Origin of the sequence: Streptomyces sp. NPDC014676 (genome assembly GCF_043084105.1) — a bacterium.
Classification (GTDB): domain Bacteria; phylum Actinomycetota; class Actinomycetes; order Streptomycetales; family Streptomycetaceae; genus Streptomyces.
Map to the genome: position 1 here is coordinate 529,928 of NZ_JBIBZI010000004.1, position 16,448 is coordinate 546,375.

14 protein-coding genes are annotated in these 16,448 nt (G+C 71.9%); 10 read left to right on the plus strand and 4 right to left on the minus strand.

Features of this window, described 5'->3' with window-relative positions; genetic code table 11:
• Nucleotides 1–93 precede the first annotated feature (93 nt).
• From ACF1DX_RS15065 to ACF1DX_RS15080, 4 genes are all read left to right on the plus strand, one after another.
• Nucleotides 94–1,554, plus strand: coding sequence for an aldehyde dehydrogenase family protein (locus ACF1DX_RS15065; protein WP_391791589.1), 1,461 nt, complete (start codon nucleotides 94–96; stop codon nucleotides 1,552–1,554).
• A gap of 51 nt (nucleotides 1,555–1,605) precedes the next feature.
• The gene (locus ACF1DX_RS15070; RefSeq protein ID WP_391791590.1) at nucleotides 1,606–2,247 is read left to right on the plus strand and encodes a helix-turn-helix transcriptional regulator; all 642 of its coding nucleotides are present in this window, start codon (nucleotides 1,606–1,608) and stop codon (nucleotides 2,245–2,247) included.
• A 74-nt stretch (nucleotides 2,248–2,321) separates the two neighbouring features.
• Complete coding sequence (locus ACF1DX_RS15075; RefSeq protein ID WP_391791591.1) at nucleotides 2,322–3,287, plus strand: ATP-binding cassette domain-containing protein; 966 nt, start codon at nucleotides 2,322–2,324, stop codon at nucleotides 3,285–3,287.
• 35 nt (nucleotides 3,288–3,322) lie between these two features.
• The gene (locus ACF1DX_RS15080) at nucleotides 3,323–4,051 is read left to right on the plus strand and encodes an ABC transporter permease (RefSeq protein WP_391791673.1); all 729 of its coding nucleotides are present in this window, start codon (nucleotides 3,323–3,325) and stop codon (nucleotides 4,049–4,051) included.
• Nucleotides 4,052–4,263: 212 nt separating this feature from the next.
• Here the strand turns inward: ACF1DX_RS15080 and ACF1DX_RS15085 are convergent, their stop codons facing one another.
• Both ACF1DX_RS15085 and ACF1DX_RS15090 read right to left on the minus strand, forming a co-directional pair.
• A complete protein-coding gene (locus ACF1DX_RS15085; protein ID WP_391791592.1) occupies nucleotides 4,264–5,661 on the minus strand; it encodes a glutamate decarboxylase in 1,398 nt (465 codons plus the stop codon).
• A gap of 51 nt (nucleotides 5,662–5,712) precedes the next feature.
• Nucleotides 5,713–6,990 carry an ion channel protein gene (locus ACF1DX_RS15090; protein ID WP_391791593.1) on the minus strand — a complete coding sequence of 426 codons (1,278 nt, stop codon included), beginning with the start codon at nucleotides 6,988–6,990 and terminating at the stop codon, nucleotides 5,713–5,715.
• A 101-nt stretch (nucleotides 6,991–7,091) separates the two neighbouring features.
• Between ACF1DX_RS15090 and ACF1DX_RS15095 the strand changes: the two genes are divergently transcribed.
• On the plus strand, nucleotides 7,092–7,853 hold the full coding sequence (locus ACF1DX_RS15095) for a MerR family transcriptional regulator (RefSeq protein WP_391791594.1): 762 nt from the start codon (nucleotides 7,092–7,094) through the stop codon (nucleotides 7,851–7,853).
• A 189-nt stretch (nucleotides 7,854–8,042) separates the two neighbouring features.
• Nucleotides 8,043–8,924 (plus strand): DedA family protein, encoded by an 882-nt coding sequence (locus tag ACF1DX_RS15100; protein ID WP_391791595.1) that lies wholly within the window; start codon nucleotides 8,043–8,045, stop codon nucleotides 8,922–8,924.
• Between the two features lie 110 nt (nucleotides 8,925–9,034).
• Here the strand turns inward: ACF1DX_RS15100 and ACF1DX_RS15105 are convergent, their stop codons facing one another.
• Both ACF1DX_RS15105 and ACF1DX_RS15110 read right to left on the minus strand, forming a co-directional pair.
• On the minus strand, nucleotides 9,035–10,729 hold the full coding sequence (locus ACF1DX_RS15105) for a threonine/serine exporter family protein (RefSeq protein WP_391791596.1): 1,695 nt from the start codon (nucleotides 10,727–10,729) through the stop codon (nucleotides 9,035–9,037).
• Between the two features lie 139 nt (nucleotides 10,730–10,868).
• A complete protein-coding gene (locus tag ACF1DX_RS15110) occupies nucleotides 10,869–11,360 on the minus strand; it encodes an inorganic diphosphatase (RefSeq protein WP_030828087.1) in 492 nt (163 codons plus the stop codon).
• A 79-nt stretch (nucleotides 11,361–11,439) separates the two neighbouring features.
• On the opposite strand from ACF1DX_RS15110, the gene dacB reads away from it, so the two are divergent.
• The 4 genes from dacB (at nucleotide 11,440) to hpt (ending at nucleotide 16,320) form a co-directional block, all read left to right on the plus strand.
• Complete coding sequence (gene dacB / locus ACF1DX_RS15115; protein ID WP_391791597.1) at nucleotides 11,440–13,056, plus strand: D-alanyl-D-alanine carboxypeptidase/D-alanyl-D-alanine-endopeptidase; 1,617 nt, start codon at nucleotides 11,440–11,442, stop codon at nucleotides 13,054–13,056.
• A gap of 283 nt (nucleotides 13,057–13,339) precedes the next feature.
• Nucleotides 13,340–14,473: a zinc-dependent metalloprotease gene (locus tag ACF1DX_RS15120; protein WP_391791598.1), complete on the plus strand. Its 1,134-nt coding sequence runs from the start codon at nucleotides 13,340–13,342 to the stop codon at nucleotides 14,471–14,473.
• A gap of 192 nt (nucleotides 14,474–14,665) precedes the next feature.
• Nucleotides 14,666–15,691 (plus strand): tRNA lysidine(34) synthetase TilS, encoded by a 1,026-nt coding sequence (tilS, locus tag ACF1DX_RS15125; protein ID WP_391791599.1) that lies wholly within the window; start codon nucleotides 14,666–14,668, stop codon nucleotides 15,689–15,691.
• Nucleotides 15,692–15,759: 68 nt separating this feature from the next.
• Entirely contained in the window at nucleotides 15,760–16,320 is a 561-nt protein-coding gene (gene hpt / locus ACF1DX_RS15130) for a hypoxanthine phosphoribosyltransferase (RefSeq protein ID WP_030863364.1), read from the plus strand.
• Nucleotides 16,321–16,448 lie beyond the last annotated feature (128 nt).

Consider the following 16,448-nt stretch of genomic DNA (forward strand, 5'->3'; position numbering starts at 1 on the left):
ACATGAAACACAAGTACGATGACGTTCGATCAGGCCTCGCGGTCGATCAGTGCTCCACTGATGCAACGACGCGGCAAGGGATTGAGGGATCACATGTCGTCGTACTTCACCGACCTGGCTCAGCAGTACATCGACGGTGAGTGGCGCCCGGGCACCGGTTCCTGGGACATCATCGACTTCAATCCGTACGACGACGAGAAGCTCGCGTCGATCACGATAGCCACGGTCGACGAGGTCGATCAGGCGTACCGGGCGGCCGCCCGCGCGCAGAAGCAGTGGGCGGCGACCAATCCGTACGCCCGCCGCGCGGTGTTCGAGAAGGCGCTCGGGCTGGTCGAGGAGCGCGAGGAGGAGATCTCCGAGGCGATCGTCGCCGAACTCGGCGGCACCCGCCTGAAGGCCGCCTTCGAGCTGCACCTCGCCAAGGAGTTCCTGCGCGAGGCGGTTCATCTGGCGCTGGCCCCCGAGGGCCGGATCATCCCCTCGCCGGTCGACGGCAAGGAGAACCGCGTCTACCGCGTGCCCGTCGGCGTCGTGGGCGTGATCAGCCCGTTCAACTTCCCCTTCCTGCTCTCCCTGAAGTCGGTCGCCCCCGCGCTCGCGCTCGGCAACGGCGTGGTGCTCAAGCCGCACCAGAACACGCCGGTCGTCGGCGGCTCCCTGGTCGCCAAGATCTTCGAGGACGCGGGCCTGCCCGGCGGTCTGCTCAACGTCGTCATCACCGACATCGCGGAGATCGGCGACGCCTTCCTGGAGCACCCGGTCCCGAAGGTCATCTCCTTCACCGGCTCGGACGCGGTCGGCCGCCACGTGGCCACCGTCTGCGCCTCCCTCTTCAAGCGCTCGGTCCTCGAACTCGGCGGCAACAGCGCGCTGGTGGTCCTCGACGACGCCGACCTCGACTACGCCGTGGACGCGGCCGTCTTCAGCCGGTACGTCCACCAGGGCCAGGTCTGCATGGCCGCCAACCGTGTGCTGGTGGACCGTTCGGTGGCCGACGAGTTCACCGAGAAGTTCGTCGCCAAGGTCGGCTCCCTCAAGGCCGGCGACCCGCGCGACCCGGAGACGGTCATCGGCCCGCTGATCAACTCCCGCCAGGCGGACGCCGTGTCGGGGGTGGTCGAGCAGGCGCTCGCCGAGGGCGCCACCGCCCTGGTGCGCGGCAACCGCACCGACAACCTGGTCGAGCCGTCCGTCCTCACCGGCCTGCCCGCGGACTCGGCCCTGCTGCGGCAGGAGGTGTTCGGGCCCGTCGCCTTCCTCGTCCCGTTCGACGGCGAGGAGGAGGCCGTACGCATCGTCAACGACACCCCGTACGGACTGAGCGGCGCCGTGCACACCGGTGACATCGAGCGGGGGGTGAATTTCGCCAAGCGGATCGACACCGGCATGTTCCACGTGAACGACGGCACCGTGCACGACGAGCCGATCGTCCCCTTCGGCGGCGAGAAGCACTCGGGCGTCGGCCGGCTGAACGGCGACACCATGCTGGACGCCTTCACCACGGTGAAGTGGATCTCGGTGCAGCACGGCCGGAGCGGCTTCCCGTTCTGAGCGGGCGGGGCGGCCCCCGGGGCAGGCCCCCGGGGGTCCTAGGCTGGGCGCATGTCAGTGATCCGTCTCCTGGTGCTCGGCGCGGTGCGCCAGCACGGGCGGGCCCACGGGTACCAGGTGCGCAACGACCTGGAGTACTGGGGCGCGCACGAGTGGTCCAGCGCCAAGCCCGGCTCGATCTACCACGCGCTGAAGCAGATGGCGAAGCAGGGCCTGCTGCACGCGCACGAGATCGCGCCGTCCACGGCCGGCGGCCCGCCGCGCACGGAGTACGAGATCACCGAGCAGGGAACCGAGGAGTTCTTCCGGCTGCTGCGGGAGGCCCTGACCTCCTACGACCAGAAGCCGGACGTGCTGTCGGCGGGGCTCGGGCTCATGGTCGACCTGAAGCGCGAGGAGGCGCTCGCGCTCCTCGAACAGCGGATGCGTTCCATCGGGGAATGGCGCACGGCCGTCACCGAGTACTACACGCCCGAGGACGGTCCCGGCCGGCTCGGCCACATCGGGGAGATCATGGACTTCTGGGTCCACTCGGCCGACTTCGGTGCCGAATGGACCCGGGGGCTCATCGAGCGCATCAGGGGCGGCGCCTACACCTTCGCCGGTGAGGGCGAGCCGTTCGTCGGCGTCCTGGCCGAGGGGGAGGAGAACCCGTACGGGACGGGGGAGCGGCATCCCGGGGACGACCGTTAATCAAGTTTGACCAGAAGGAGGCGCGGGTATACCGTCCGGGCTGGTAGTCAAGTTTGACTAGCGAGGGAGTTTCTGTGTCCGACGCGGCGATCACCGTCGAGGAAGCACACAAGACATACAGGGGCGGCGGCAGTGGCCCCGCACTGGACGGGCTCGACCTGACGGTCGCGCGCGGCACGGTGCACGGGGTGCTCGGTCCGAACGGCGCGGGCAAGACCACCCTGGTGAGGATCCTGGCCACCCTGCTGCGGCCCGACGCGGGCCGGATCGAGGTGGCGGGACACGACGTCGTGCGCGAGGCGTACGCCGTACGGCTGCGCATCGGCCTGCTCGGCCAGCACGCGGCACTCGACGAGGAACTCGGCGGCCGGCAGAACCTGGAGCTGTTCGGCCGGCTGCACCACCTGGGTGCGCGACGCGCACGCGCGCGTGCCGGTGAACTGCTGGAGCGCTTCGATCTCTCCGGCACCGGACACAAGGCGGTCAAGCAGTACAGCGGCGGCATGCGCCGCCGGCTGGACCTCGCCGCCTCCCTGATCACCGAACCGGAGGTGCTCTTCCTGGACGAACCGACCACGGGCCTCGACCCGCGCGGCCGCGCGGAGGTGTGGGACTCCGTCCGCTCCCTGGTCGGCGGCGGTACGACGGTCCTGCTCACCACCCAGTACCTGGAGGAGGCCGACCAGCTCGCCGACCGCATCTCCCTGGTGGACGCCGGCCGGGTCGTCGCCGACGGCACGGCGGACGAGCTCAAGGCGGCCATCGGCGGCGACCGCATCGACGTCGTCCTGCGCGACGCCGGGCAGCTGGGCACGGCCGTCGCCCTGCTGCCCGTACCGAAGGACACGGTCACCGTGGACCCCGACCGGCGGCTGCTCAGCGCTCCCGTCACCGACCGCATGGCGGCCCTGGCCGGGGTCGTCCGCGCGCTGGAGGAGGCAGGCGTCGAGGCCGAGGACATCGCCCTGCGCAGGCCCACGCTCGACGAGGTGTTCCTGCGGCTGACCGGGCACGACGACCGAGTGAAGGAGGCCGCGTGACCACCACGACGTACGCCCTGACCGACTCCTGGACCATGACCCGCCGCGAACTCGCCCGCTGGGGGCGGCAACCGGTCGCGGTGGTGGTGAACCTGGTCTTCCCGGTGATGCTGCTGCTGATGTTCGGCTACCTGGTCGGCGGCGGCCGGGGCGTGAGCGGCGAGTACCTCGACTTCCTGGTGCCCGGCATGCTCGCGCTCACCATGGCCTTCGGCCTGGAGGGCACGATGGTCGCCGTCACCCAGGACCTCGACAAGGGCGTCATCGACCGCTTCCGCTCCATGCCCATGGCCAACGGCGCGGTCCTGGTGGGCCGTTCCGCCGCCGACATGCTCCAGTCGGTGCTCGGCCTGGCGATGCTCCTCGCCGTCGCCGCCGCGCTCGGCTGGCGCGCCCAGGGCGGCCCGGCGGGCTTCCTGGGCGCCGTGGGGCTGCTCCTGCTGTTCCGGTTCGCCATGCTGTGGATCGGCATCCACCTGGCGCTGGTCGCCGGGAAACCGGAACTGGTGCAGGCCGTGCAGATCCTGGTCTGGCCGGTCGGCTTCCTGTCCAACGCCTTCGCCACCCCCGCGTCCATGCCCGGCTGGCTGGGCACGGTCGTCCAGTGGAACCCCCTGTCCCACACCGCCACGGCCGTACGCGACCTGTTCGCAAGCCCCGGCGGCGAACCGGGCCACGTAGGGGCCGCCGTCGTCTGGCCGCTGGCGCTGCTGGCGGTGTTCTTCCCGCTGGCGGTGCGCCGGTTCTCGCGGCTCAGCCGCTAGGCGGTGTCCGACACATGCCCGCGGCGTCGCGGCGTCCGGCACGCACTCCCCCCGAGGGGGACCCCCGGCCGCGTTGCCGGAACACCCACGTGGCCCTCCCCCACTCCCGGCTTCGCTCGAGCGGGGGGACCCCCATCGAGGACGCTCCAGCGCCTTGCGATCGCACGCACCGGACGCCGCTCCTTCCCCCGCGCTCATGTGTCGGACACCGCCTAGTGGTGGAAGCCGGTGGCCGCGTTCCTGTCACGGGTGAGGGGACGCGGCTGCCGGCGCAGCTCCGGCAGCAGCCGGGCCAGGTCCTCGGCGAACACGTCCGCGAGATCCTCCGAGAAGCCGTTGCGGCACACCACGCGCAGGACGGAGAGGTCCTGGCGGTTCGCCGGGAAGGTGTACGCGGGCACCAGCCAGCCGTGCTCCCGCATCCGCCGGGACACGTCGAAGACGTCGTACGCCGTCACGTCGTCGGCGGTCGTGAACGCGAACACCGGGAGCTGGTCGCCCCGTGTGAGCAGCCGGAAGCCGCCGAGCGCCCCGATCCGTTCCGCGAGCCCCCGCGCGACGTCCCGCGTGGCCTGCTGCACCGCGCGGTAGCCCTCCCGGCCGAGCCGCAGGAACGTGTAGTACTGCGCCACGACCTGCGCGCCCGGCCGGGAGAAGTTCAGCGCGAAGGTCGGCATGTCGCCGCCCAGGTAGTTCACCCTGAAGACCAGCTCCTCGGGCAGCGCCTCCGCGTCCCGCCACAGCGCCCAGCCGACACCCGGGTACACCAGCCCGTACTTGTGCCCCGAGGTGTTGATGGACGCCACGCGCGGGAGACGGAAGTCCCACACCAGGTCCTCGTCGAGGAACGGTGCGACCATCGCACCGGACGCCCCGTCGACGTGCACGGGGATGTCGAGACCGGTGCGCTCCTGGAGCTCGTCCAGCGCGGCGCACAGGCCGGCGACCGGCTCGTACGACCCGTCGAAGGTGGAGCCCAGGACGCCGACGACCCCGATGGTGTTCTCGTCGCACAGCCCGGCGGCGGCCTCCGGGTCGAGGTGGAACCGCTCGCCCTCCATGGGCACCTGACGGGGCTCCACCTCCCAGAAGGTGCAGAACTTGTCCCAGCAGACCTGCACGTTGACGCCCATGACGAGGTTCGGCCGGGCACCCCGCGCGGGGCCTCGTTCGCTCCAGCGGCGCTTCAGCGCCATCCCGGCGAGCATGCACGCCTCGCTCGAACCGGTCGTCGAACAGCCCACGGCCGCCGCCGGATCGGGCGCGTGCCACAGGTCGGCGAGCATCGCCACACAGCGCCGCTCCAGCTCGGCGGTGCGCGGGTACTCGTCCTTGTCGATCATGTTCTTGTCCCGGCACTCCGCCATCAGACGGCCGGCCTCCGGCTCCATCCAGGTGGTGACGAAGGTGGCCAGGTTCAGCCGCGCGTTGCCGTCCAGCATCAGCTCGTCGTGCACGAGCTGGTACGCCGTCGAGGGCGCCATGGGCGTGTCGGGCAGCCGGTGCTTGGGCGGCGCCTCGGTCATGTCCCCGACCGGATTGGCCGGTCCCAGGAAGGGATTGACGGACACGGGGCGCTCGTCGTGCTGCGGGCCTCTGTGGAGCGGCACGGGGTCTCCTTGGTCTCGGGGGCGACGGGGGCGGGAGAGAAGGGGGGAAGGTCATCGCACGGCTGTCCCGTCCTCCCGCAGCTGCATCAGCGGGCGGCCCGTCACCAGCAGCCAGGCCGGCAGCGACGCGACGCACAGGAGGGCGAGGATCCCGGGGGAGGGGACCAGGACGGCGGCGACGAACAGGCTCACCCAGCCCTGCCGGGTGATGGCCAGCAGGATCCCCAGCACCCCCGCCGACACGCCCACCGCCGGCTGTACCCCGGGCACCAGGGCGTGCGCGCACAGCCCGAGCGCGGTGCCGACGAACACCGCGGGGAAGATCCGCCCGCCCCGGAAGCCGCAGGACGCGGCGACGAGCAGCGCGGCCAGCTTCACCGCCGTCATGGTGGCGAACCCGCCCGCCGACCAGCCGTCGGGATCGCGCGCCAGCTCCCCGATCTCGTCGAGCCCCTTGAACAGGGTCAGATGCCCGCCCAGTGCGGCCAGGGCGCCCAGCACCACGCCACCGGCCGGGAGCATCAGCATCGGGTGCCGCAGCCGCGCGAAGGCCCCGTGGACGTACGGGAAGGCGTACACGGCGCACATGCCGAGCACCGCGCCCGCCGGGGCCACCACGAGGGACGCCAGCAGGTCGCCCCAGCCGGGCCGCCCGAACGGCGGCAGACGGAGATCGAAACTCGGCCGCGACACCAGCGAGGTGGTGAGCGCACCGGCCCCGGCGGCGGCCAGCGGCGCGAAGAGGCTGTCCCACAGCCGTCCCTTGATCCGCTGCCCGGCCAGCGCCTCGGAGATGACCAGCGCGGCGGCGACCGGCGTGCCGAACAGCGCGCCGATCGTCCCGGCCTCCGCCAGCGCCACCCAGCCCCGCTCCGGGGCCCTGGGGAAGGCCCTGGTGCCCAGCAGGACCGCCAGCGAGACGTTCACGGCGATGATCGGGTTCTCGGGCCCCAGACTGGGCCCGCCGGCCAGCACGAACGCGGTCGCCAGCAGCAGCCCCGGCAGCGCCGCGGGCGGCAGTACGGGCGCGTCGAGACCGGTGGTCGCCGGATCGGGGCCCGCGTGGCCCGGTACCTTCCACACGACCAGTCCGACCGCGATCCCGGTGGCGACGAGCACCGCGAACATCCACGGCACGGAGTACCCGCCGACACCGAGGGCGTCCGGCAGGTCCTGCCAGAGCACGTCCTGCAGCCCCTCGGCCGCCGTGCTCACCCCCACCAGGATCAGGCTCGTCGCCACGCCCACGACCAGCGCGGGGACGACGGCCGGCAGCAGGGCGCGTGCCGGGGCGGCGGGGGGTGCCTGCTGCGAGCTGTCCTGGGCCACGCGCACACGATAAAGGGACAAGACGGGCAAATCGGTAACCGGCTTGCACCTCACGTGGCGTGAGGACCCAGGCTGGAGCGCGTACCGAGAAGGGAGCGGAAGTGAGCTACTCCGTGGGACAGGTGTCCGGCTTCGCCGGTGTCACCGTGCGCACCCTGCACCACTACGACGACATCGGCCTGCTCGTGCCCAGCGAGCGCAGCCACGCGGGGCACCGGCGCTACGGCGACGCCGACCTCGACCGGTTGCAGCAGATCCTGTTCTACCGCGAGCTCGGCTTCCCGCTCGACGAGGTCGCCGTCCTGCTCGACGACCCGGACGCGGACCCGCGCGCACACCTGCGCCGGCAGCACGAACTGCTGACCGCCCGGATCGAGAAGCTGAGGAAGATGGCGGCGGCCGTGGAAAACGCCATGGAGGCACGCAAGATGGGGATCAATCTCACGCCCGAGGAGAAGTTCGAGGTGTTCGGGGACAAGGACCCCGAGCAGTACGCCGAGGAGGCCGAGGAACGCTGGGGCGGCACCGAGGCGTACGCCGAGTCGCAGCGCCGCGTCGCCCGGTACACCAAGGAGGACTGGAAGCGCGTCCAGGCCGAGGTCGACGACTGGCAGGAGCGGTACACCGCCCTGGTGGCCGCCGGAGGGCAGCCGTCCGGGGAGGCGGCCATGGACCTGGCCGAGGAGCACCGCCGGCACGTCAGCAAGTGGTACTTCGAGGTGCCGTACGAGATGCACCGGTGCTTCGGGGAGATGTACGTCTCCGACGAGCGGTTCAAGGCCTACTACGACTCCATGCGGCCCGGCCTCGCCGAGCACCTCAAGGAGGCGATCCTCGCCAACGCCGCGCGGCACACCGCCTGAGCGTCGTGGTCCGGCTCACATCCGGGCCACGACCTGCGGGTTGTTTCCCGCACCACGGCTCACGGCTTTCTCCGGGACGGGTCACAGGGCATCCTGGGTACCCCCGCGGAACCTGGGTCCCGACGGCTGCGTTCATAATTTGGGCAGCCAGCCCAGCCCTTACCCCCCAGCTGCAGGAGCCACATCCCCGTGACCACGCTTGCGCTCGGCCCTGAGTGGCTGAGCCCGGACTACCTGATCGAGACCTTCAGCCTTCCCGGCATCCTGCTGATCGTCTTCGCGGAGTCCGGACTCTTCGCGTTCCTGCCCGGTGACTCCCTGCTGTTCACGGCGGGTCTCTTCGTGGCCGAGGGCAACTACATCAGCCAGCCGCTGTGGCTGGTGTGCACGCTGATCGTGATGGCCGCCGTCCTCGGCGACCAAGTCGGTTACATGATCGGCAAGTTCTTCGGACCCAAGCTGTTCAGCCGGCCGAACTCCAAGCTCTTCAAACAGGAGAACCTGGAGAAAGCGCACGAGTTCATGGAGAAGTACGGCCCCAAGGCGATCGTCCTGGCCCGCTTCGTCCCGATCGTGCGCACGTTCGCCCCCATCGTGGCGGGCGCCGGCCGCATGAAGTACCGCACGTTCCTCACGTACAACCTCATCGGCGGTGTCGCCTGGGGCTGCGGTGTCACCCTCGCGGGCTACTGGCTCGGGCAGATCGAGTTCATCAAGACCAACGTCGAGCCGATCCTCGTCCTGATCGTCCTCGTCTCCGTGGTGCCGATCATCATCGAGTACCTGCGCGAGCGCGGGAAGAAGAAGCGCGCCGCCGCCGAGACCCCGGCCGCCGCCCCGCAGTACCCCCAGAACCCCCAGCACCCGGTCATGGACGACGCCACGACCCAGCTGCGCCGCATCACCCCGCCCACCCCGCAGCAGCCCCGGCAGCAGCACTACGGCAACCAGGGCTATCCGCAGCAGCCGCAGCAGCCGTACGGCGATCAGGGGTACCCGCAGCAGCAGCCGCAGCAGCCGTACGGCGACGAGTACTACAACCAGCAGCAGCCTTACAACCGCGGCTACTGAACCGTCCTAAGGGGCGCGGGGAACTGCGCGAAAAGCCCCCACCGGCCCGCGGCCGCCAACGCACACGAGGCCCCGAGCCGGATGGCGCCGAGACCAAAACGGCGCCCGCGCTAAAACCCCCGCGTCCGCTTCGCCGCCCGGCGCTTCTCCGCGGACCCGATCCGCAGGAAGATCCGCGAGATCTCCGACCCGAGGTTCACCCCGATCGCGATGGCCATGGCCAGGGCCACGGCCTTCGTGAGGGACGTCAGCCCCGATTCGACCTCGTTCTGGGCGATGCCCAGCAGGCCGAAGTACGTGGCGGAACCGGGCAGCAGCGGTCCGATCGCCGCCGTGGTGTACGGCAGCGCGGACGCGAACCGGTACCGGGCCAGCAACTGCCCGAACAGGCCCACGAGACCCGCCGCCGCGGTCGTGGAGACCACCGGCGAGATGTCGCCCGTGTAGTGCATCGCGCCGTACACCACCCAGGCGACCCCGCCGTTCAGGGTCGCCATCAGCACGGTGGACCGTTCCTGCTGGAGCAGCACCGCGAAGGCCAGGGACAGCACCATCGACGCGGCGATCTGCCACAGCGGGTCGTCGGAGACGCCGAGCGCCGCGTCCGGGTTCAGCCTGGCGCCCAGCTGCACGCCGAAGTACAGCACCGTCAGCACCCCGGCCACGATGCCCACGAAGAAGTACAGGACCTCCAGCAGACGCGCGGACGCCGTGATGTAGAAGCCGGTCAGGCCGTCCTGCACGCCGGCCACCAGCGCCCGCCCGGGCAGCAGCGCGAACAGCCCACCGGTGATCACCGCGGACGCCTTCACGTCCGCGTGCGCCAGCGTCAGCGCCACCCCGATCGCGGCCGGCGGCATCGCGGCCACCGTGAACTGGTAGAACTCCGGCAGCCCGCGCCCCGCGCACAGCCAGGCCAGCCGGTCGCCGAGCATCGCGCCGACCGCGGCCGACACGAACACCAGGAAGCCGCCGCCGACGAGCACCGACGCCGCACCCGCGAGCAGTCCGCTCGCCACGGTCAGCGCCCAGCCGGGGTACGGGTGCCGGTTGCGGCGGATCTCCGCCAGCCGGCGGTAGGCCTCCTCCAGGGAGACGTGCGTCTCGTCGTCGCTGAGGTCGTCCACCAGCTGGTAGACGGCCGCCAGCCGGGTGTAGTCGGGGCTGCGGCGCCGCACCGTGCGCGACGCGGTCACCGGGTCGTCGACCAGGGAGGGCTGGTGGGAGATCGACAGCAGGGTGAACGTGACGTTGGGCTCGCAGCGGTCCAGGCCGTAGGAGCGGCACACGGCGAACATCGCCGCCTCCACGTCCTCGGCTCCCTCGCCGCCCGCCAGCAGCAGCTCGCCGATGCGCAGGGTCAGGTCGAGCACGCGCGGCACGGCCGGCCCGGTCTCGTCGTGCCGCTGCACCGGCTCCGGAGCCGGCCGCTCGGTCACCGGCATGCGCAGCATGGTGCGCATCCGGTCCTGCCACGGCACGTCCTTGGCCAGGCTGACCAGCGGGATCCCGCTCGCCGGGGTGAACGCGGCCGTCTGCTTCGCGCTGTAGGTGCTCGGCGTGCTGAACGCCGACCCCTCCGTCCCGTCCGAGGGCGGCGGGGGCACGTCCAGCCCGTCGGGAACGGCGAACTCGGAGGTCGTCTCGGACTCCGTACCGGTCGCCGGTACGGCCAGCCCTCGGGGAACGGCGAACTCGGACGTCGTCGACGATTCGGCCTCGGCCGGCGCCGCGACACCGGCGGGAGGCGTGAACGCGCTCCTCGCCTCGTCCGACTGCGGCTTGCGGTCCTCCGCGTCCGTCACCTGCTCCGCTCTCCCTTTACGACACCGTCCGTGAGACCGTCCGTAAGCCTGCCCCGTACAGCCTCAGTATGCGCACGCACGGCAAAACGGGCCGCACGCGTGCGTGCGGCCCGTTCCTGCGTCGCGCAGGCGGGAGGGCTCAGTGGCCGCCCGTCTCCTTGAAACGCTTGTAGGACCGCTCGATCTCCGCCTCGGCGTCCACCCGGCCGACCCAGTTGGCGCCCTCGACCGACTTGCCCGGCTCCAGGTCCTTGTAGACCTCGAAGAAGTGCTGGATCTCCAGGCGGTCGAACTCGGACACGTGGTGGATGTCCCGCAGGTGCTCCACGCGCGGGTCCGTCGACGGGACGCAGAGCAGCTTGTCGTCGCCGCCGGCCTCGTCCGTCATCCGGAACATGCCGATCGCGCGGCAGCGGATCAGGCAGCCCGGGAACGTCGGCTCGTCCAGGATGACCAGCGCGTCCAGCGGGTCGCCGTCCTCGCCGAGGGTGTTCTCGACGAAGCCGTAGTCGGTCGGGTAGGCGGTCGAGGTGAAGAGCCGACGGTCCAGGCGGATCCGACCCGTCTCGTGGTCCACCTCGTACTTGTTCCGCGAACCCTTCGGGATCTCGATCGTGACGTCGAACTCCACCGGACGCTCCTCCATGATCAGCACATAGTTCTGGTGATTAAGTGTCCCTCACGCAGGTGTGTGATCGCGAAAGGGGCTGGTGGTCGTGCCAGAGCTGAGGCCTTGGCGGGCCGCGGGACCGCATGTCGCGCGGATCGCGGACGCCGTACGGCCGCGTCTCGCCCGGGCCGCGGAGACCGTACGACCACGGCTGGCGCGCCTCGCCGCGGCCGTCGGGCCACGGTTCGCGCGGCCGGGCCGGCCGGAATCACCGCGGGTCCCGCGGCCGAAGACCTGGCAGTTCACCGCGACCGCCGCCACCGCCGGTCTGGCGCTGGCCGCGGGTGTGGCGACCGCCGCCGGTCCCTGGGACTCCTCGGGTCAGCGTACGGCCGAACGGGACCGGGCCGTGGCCCTGGAAGCCGCGCGTGGCACAGATCACGGCGGCACCCGCGCCCACGCCGGCACGCCGCCCCGCGGCCCCCAGGCCGTCCCGCCGGCCGTCTCCGTGCTCACCGGCCTCGGTGGCACCGCCACCACCGTGAGGTCGGCGCCCGGCGGCAAGGCCCTCGGCGCCGTCCTGGACCCGCTGCTGAAGAACCCGGCGCTCGGCCGCCACTCCGCCGCCGTGGTCGACGTGGCCACCGGTGAACGGCTCTACGGCACCGGCTCCGAAGACGCGCTCACTCCCGCCTCGACCACCAAGATCGCCACTGCCGTCGCCGCGCTCTCCGCGATGGGTGCCGACCACCGCCTCACCACCCGCGCGGTGTACGAACCCGACACCGGGGAGGTCGTCCTGGTCGGCGGCGGCGACCCCACGCTCACCGCGCGGAAGGACGCCGGGGGACTCGCGAGCCTGCGCGACCTCGCCGAGCGCACCGCCGCCGCCCTGGCCAGGCGCGGGGTGCGCGAGGTGACGCTGTCGTACGACACGACCCTCTACAAGGGCACCACGATCCACCCGATCGGGGTCAACCCGAACCTCGCGGCCGTCACCCCCCTGATGGCCGACGAGGCCCGCACCGACGGCTCCACCAGCGGACCGGCCCCGCGGGCCGCGGACCCGGCGGCCGACGCCGCGCGGACGTTCGGCGACCTGCTGAAGGAGCACGGCGTCAAGGCCACCCCTCCCGGCCCGTCGAAGGCGACCACCCGCGCCTCCACGCTCGCCACGGTCTCCTCGCCCCCGCTGGCCGCCCTCGTCGAGCGGATGCTGACCAACAGCGACAACGACCTCGCCGAGGCCCTCGCCCGCCACACCGCCCTGGCCACCGGCGGGAGCGCCGACTTCGCGGGCGCCGGCGCGGCGGTCACTACCCGTCTGAAGCACCTCGGGCTCCCTCTGAAGGGCGCGGACGTCAAGGACGGCAGCGGCCTCGACCGGCGCGACAAACTCACCGCCGGCCTCCTCACCGCCCTGCTCGTCAAGGCCGGCGACCCGGCCCACCCCGAGCTGCGCCCCGCCCTCACCGGCCTGCCCGTCGCCGGCTTCACCGGCACCCTCGCCGGCCGCTACACCGACGGCGCGGCCGGCGTCGTACGCGCCAAGACCGGCACGCTCACCGGCGTGAACACCCTGGCGGGCACGGTCGTCGACAAGGACGGCCGCCTCCTGGCCTTCGCCTTCCTGGCGAACAACACCACCGCCCCCACGGCAGCCCAGTCCGCCCTCGACGAGGCGGCCACAGCCCTGGCGGCATGCGGCTGCCGCTGATCCCAAAGGGGCGCGGGGAGCACAGGGGCGCGGGGAGCACAGGAGCGCGGGGAACTGCGCGAACGGGGGTCTGGGGGCGAAGCCCCCAGGGACGGGACGGGAAGGGGCGGCGGGGGCGAGAAACCAGGAGGCACGACGAACGCCCGCCCCCGGTTATCGCGGGCCACGGGCCCGATGACCCCCACACCCGGTCACCGCGGGCCCCGGCGCCGACGACCGCCCGCCCGGGCCCCCTCACCTCACCGTCCTGCCCGAAACCGGGCCACTCACGTACCGTTGACGCATGACGAGCATCGGTGGTGCTGCCTCTTCCGGGATGGTCGACTGGAACCTCGCGGTCGCGACCGCGACCCGCCTCATGCGGCCGGGCCCCGACGTGAGCCGCGACGAGGCCAGGGCCGTCGTCGCGGAACTGCGCCGGCACGCGAAAGCCTCGGAGGAACACGTCCGGGGCTTCACTCGTCTGGGCACCGAGGAGACCCACGACACTCCCCTCCTCGTCGTCGACCGCCCCGGCTGGGTCCGGGCCAACGTCGCCGGCTTCCGCGAACTGCTCAAACCCCTCCTCGACAAGATGCAGGAACGGCGCGGCACCAGCCCCGGCAACGCGGTCCTCGGCGCCGTCGGCGGCAAGGTCACCGGCGTGGAGCTGGGCATGCTGCTGTCCTTCCTCGCCTCCCGCGTCCTCGGCCAGTACGAGACCTTCGCCCCCGCCACCCGCGACCTCCCGGCCGGTGCGAACGGCGCCGGACGGCTGCTCCTCGTCGCCCCCAACATCGTCCACGTCGAACGCGAACTCGACGTCGAACCGCACGACTTCCGCCTGTGGGTGACCCTCCACGAGGAGACCCACCGCACCCAGTTCACCGCGGTGCCCTGGCTGCGCGACCACCTGGAGGGCGAGATCCAGTCGTTCCTGGGGGAGACCGACGTCGACCCCATGACCGTCCTGGAACGCGTCCGCGAGGCCGCCCAGTCGCTCGCCGGAGGCCGTCCCGAGGGCGAGGAGGGCGACGAGGGGCGCTCCCTCGTCGAGCTCGTGCAGACCCCCGCCCAGCGTGAGATCCTCGGCCGGCTCACCGCCGTGATGTCCCTGCTGGAGGGCCACGCCGACTTCGTGATGGACGGTGTCGGACCCGCCGTCGTGCCGAGCGTCGCCGAGATCCGCGAGAAGTTCCAGCAGCGCCGCGCCAAAGGCGCCTCCCGCCTGGACGTGGCCCTGCGCAAGCTGCTCGGCCTGGACGCCAAGCTCCGTCAGTACCGCGACGGCGAACGCTTCGTGCGCGCCGTCGTCGAGGAGGTCGGCATGGACGGCTTCAACCGGGTGTGGACCTCGCCCAACACGCTCCCCACCAAGGCGGAGATCGCCAAACCGGCGGACTGGATCACACGGGTGCACCGCAAACCGGAAGCCTGACCCCCGCGCACCGTCATGCACCGCACCCGGCCGACGGCAGACGGACGCCCCTTCAATCACCCGTCCGAGGGACCGTGAGTCCCGAGTAGGCGTGCAATGCTCGGGGAACGGCCCGGTTCTGTCACCATCTACACACTCTGAGTGACCGAACCTCGGGTTCACCCCCCGACAACTTCATGAAGGGAACCGGACATGGGTCCCCATCCTGCGGTCGCGGCGATACGCCTGGCGGTCCGCCGCGTCCTGACCGACATCCTCGACGACCACGGCCGAGCCCCCGGCCGCGCACCGCACGAGCGGCCGCCCTCCCCGCTCGTGCTCGTGGCCTGCTCCGGCGGCGCCGACTCCATGGCGCTCGCCTCCGCCCTCGCCTTCGAAGCACCCCGCCTCGGCGTCCGCGCCGGCGGTGTCACCGTCGACCACGGCCTCCAGGCCGGCTCCGACCTGCGCGCCGCCGAAGTCGCCTCCCGCCTGCGCGAACTCGGTCTCGACCCCGTCGAGTCCACCGCCGTCACCGTCGGCCGGGGCGGCGGACCCGAGGCCGCCGCCCGGGACGCCCGCTACGCCGCCCTGGACGCCGCCGCCGAACGGCACGGCGCCGCCGCCGTCCTGCTCGGCCACACCCGCGACGACCAGGCCGAGACCGTCCTGCTCGGCCTCGCCCGCGGTTCCGGCATCCGCTCCCTGTCCGGAATGGCCGCGGTCTCGGGGGCCGACGGCCGTTACCGGCGCCCCTTCCTCCAGCTCGACCGGCAGACCGCCCGCAAGGCCTGCATGGTCCAGTCCCTGCCCGTCTGGGACGACCCGCACAACGCCGACCCCGCCTACACCCGCTCCCGGCTCCGCCACGAGGGCCTGCCCGCCCTGGAGAAGGCCCTCGGCAAGGGCGTCGTCGAGGCCCTCGCCCGTACGGCCCAGCTCTCCCGCGACGACGCCGACGCCCTCGACGCCTGGGCCGGCCGGGTGGCGGCCGGCGTCCGCGACGCCGACGGCCGACTGGAGTGCGCCGCGCTGCACGACCTGCCGCCCGCCGTACGCCGCCGTGTGCTGCGCCGCGCCGCCATCGAGGCCGGCGCGCCGGCCGGTTCGCTGTTCGCCCGACACATCGAGGAAGTCGACCGGCTGATCACCGGCTGGCGCGGTCAGGGGGCCATCAATCTCCCCGGCCGGGTCGTGGCCCGCCGGCAGGGTGGCAGACTGGTGATTCGGCAGGGCTGATTCCGGACCCCACCGACCCGTACGAGTCGCGGGACGGACCGGACCGGCCGGTGGGACGACCGAAAGTGATGCGGGTGGACGCGAAAGACATGGGTGCCGACCTCGAGAAGGTACTCATCACCAAGGAAGAGATCGACGCCAAGCTGGCGGAGCTGGCCGCGAAGATCGACGCGGAGTACGCGGGCAAGGACCTGTTGATCGTCGGCGTGCTCAAGGGCGCGGTGATGGTGATGGCCGACCTCGCGCGGGCGCTGTCCACCCCCGTCACGATGGACTGGATGGCCGTGTCCTCGTACGGGGCGGGCACCCAGTCCTCCGGTGTGGTGCGGATCCTCAAGGACCTCGACACCGACATCAAGGGCCGGCACGTCCTGATCGTCGAGGACATCATCGACTCCGGACTGACCCTGTCCTGGCTGATCTCCAACCTCGGCTCGCGCGAGCCCGCCTCCCTCAAGGTGTGCACGCTGCTGCGCAAGCCCGATGCCGCCAAGGTCGCCATCGACGTGGAGTGGGTCGGCTTCGACATTCCCAACGAGTTCGTCGTCGGTTACGGCCTCGACTACGCCGAGAAGTACCGCAACCTCCCGTTCGTCGGTACGCTCGCGCCTCACGTCTACGGCGGCTGAACCCCGGGGCCGGGCCCGCCGTACGTGATCGGGAACCCCGGCGGGCTCCGCGGCGTTGGAGCATGCGTGGACGCGATTGCCGGCTGTCCCCCGCAGCTTCGGGGGACAAAGCTGGGGTACCGTCCGAA

What these genes read in the sequence shown, in the direction of transcription:
- ACF1DX_RS15065 (WP_391791589.1), top strand. Translation starts at nt 94, where the DNA reads ATGTCGTCGTACTTCACCGACCTGGCTCAGCAGTACATCGACGGTGAG.
- tilS (WP_391791599.1), top strand. Translation starts at nt 14,666, where the DNA reads ATGGGTCCCCATCCTGCGGTCGCGGCGATACGCCTGGCGGTCCGCCGC.
- ACF1DX_RS15120 (WP_391791598.1), top strand. Translation starts at nt 13,340, where the DNA reads ATGACGAGCATCGGTGGTGCTGCCTCTTCCGGGATGGTCGACTGGAAC.
- ACF1DX_RS15080 (WP_391791673.1), top strand. Translation starts at nt 3,323, where the DNA reads ATGACCCGCCGCGAACTCGCCCGCTGGGGGCGGCAACCGGTCGCGGTG.
- hpt (WP_030863364.1), top strand. Translation starts at nt 15,760, where the DNA reads ATGCGGGTGGACGCGAAAGACATGGGTGCCGACCTCGAGAAGGTACTC.
- ACF1DX_RS15070 (WP_391791590.1), top strand. Translation starts at nt 1,606, where the DNA reads ATGTCAGTGATCCGTCTCCTGGTGCTCGGCGCGGTGCGCCAGCACGGG.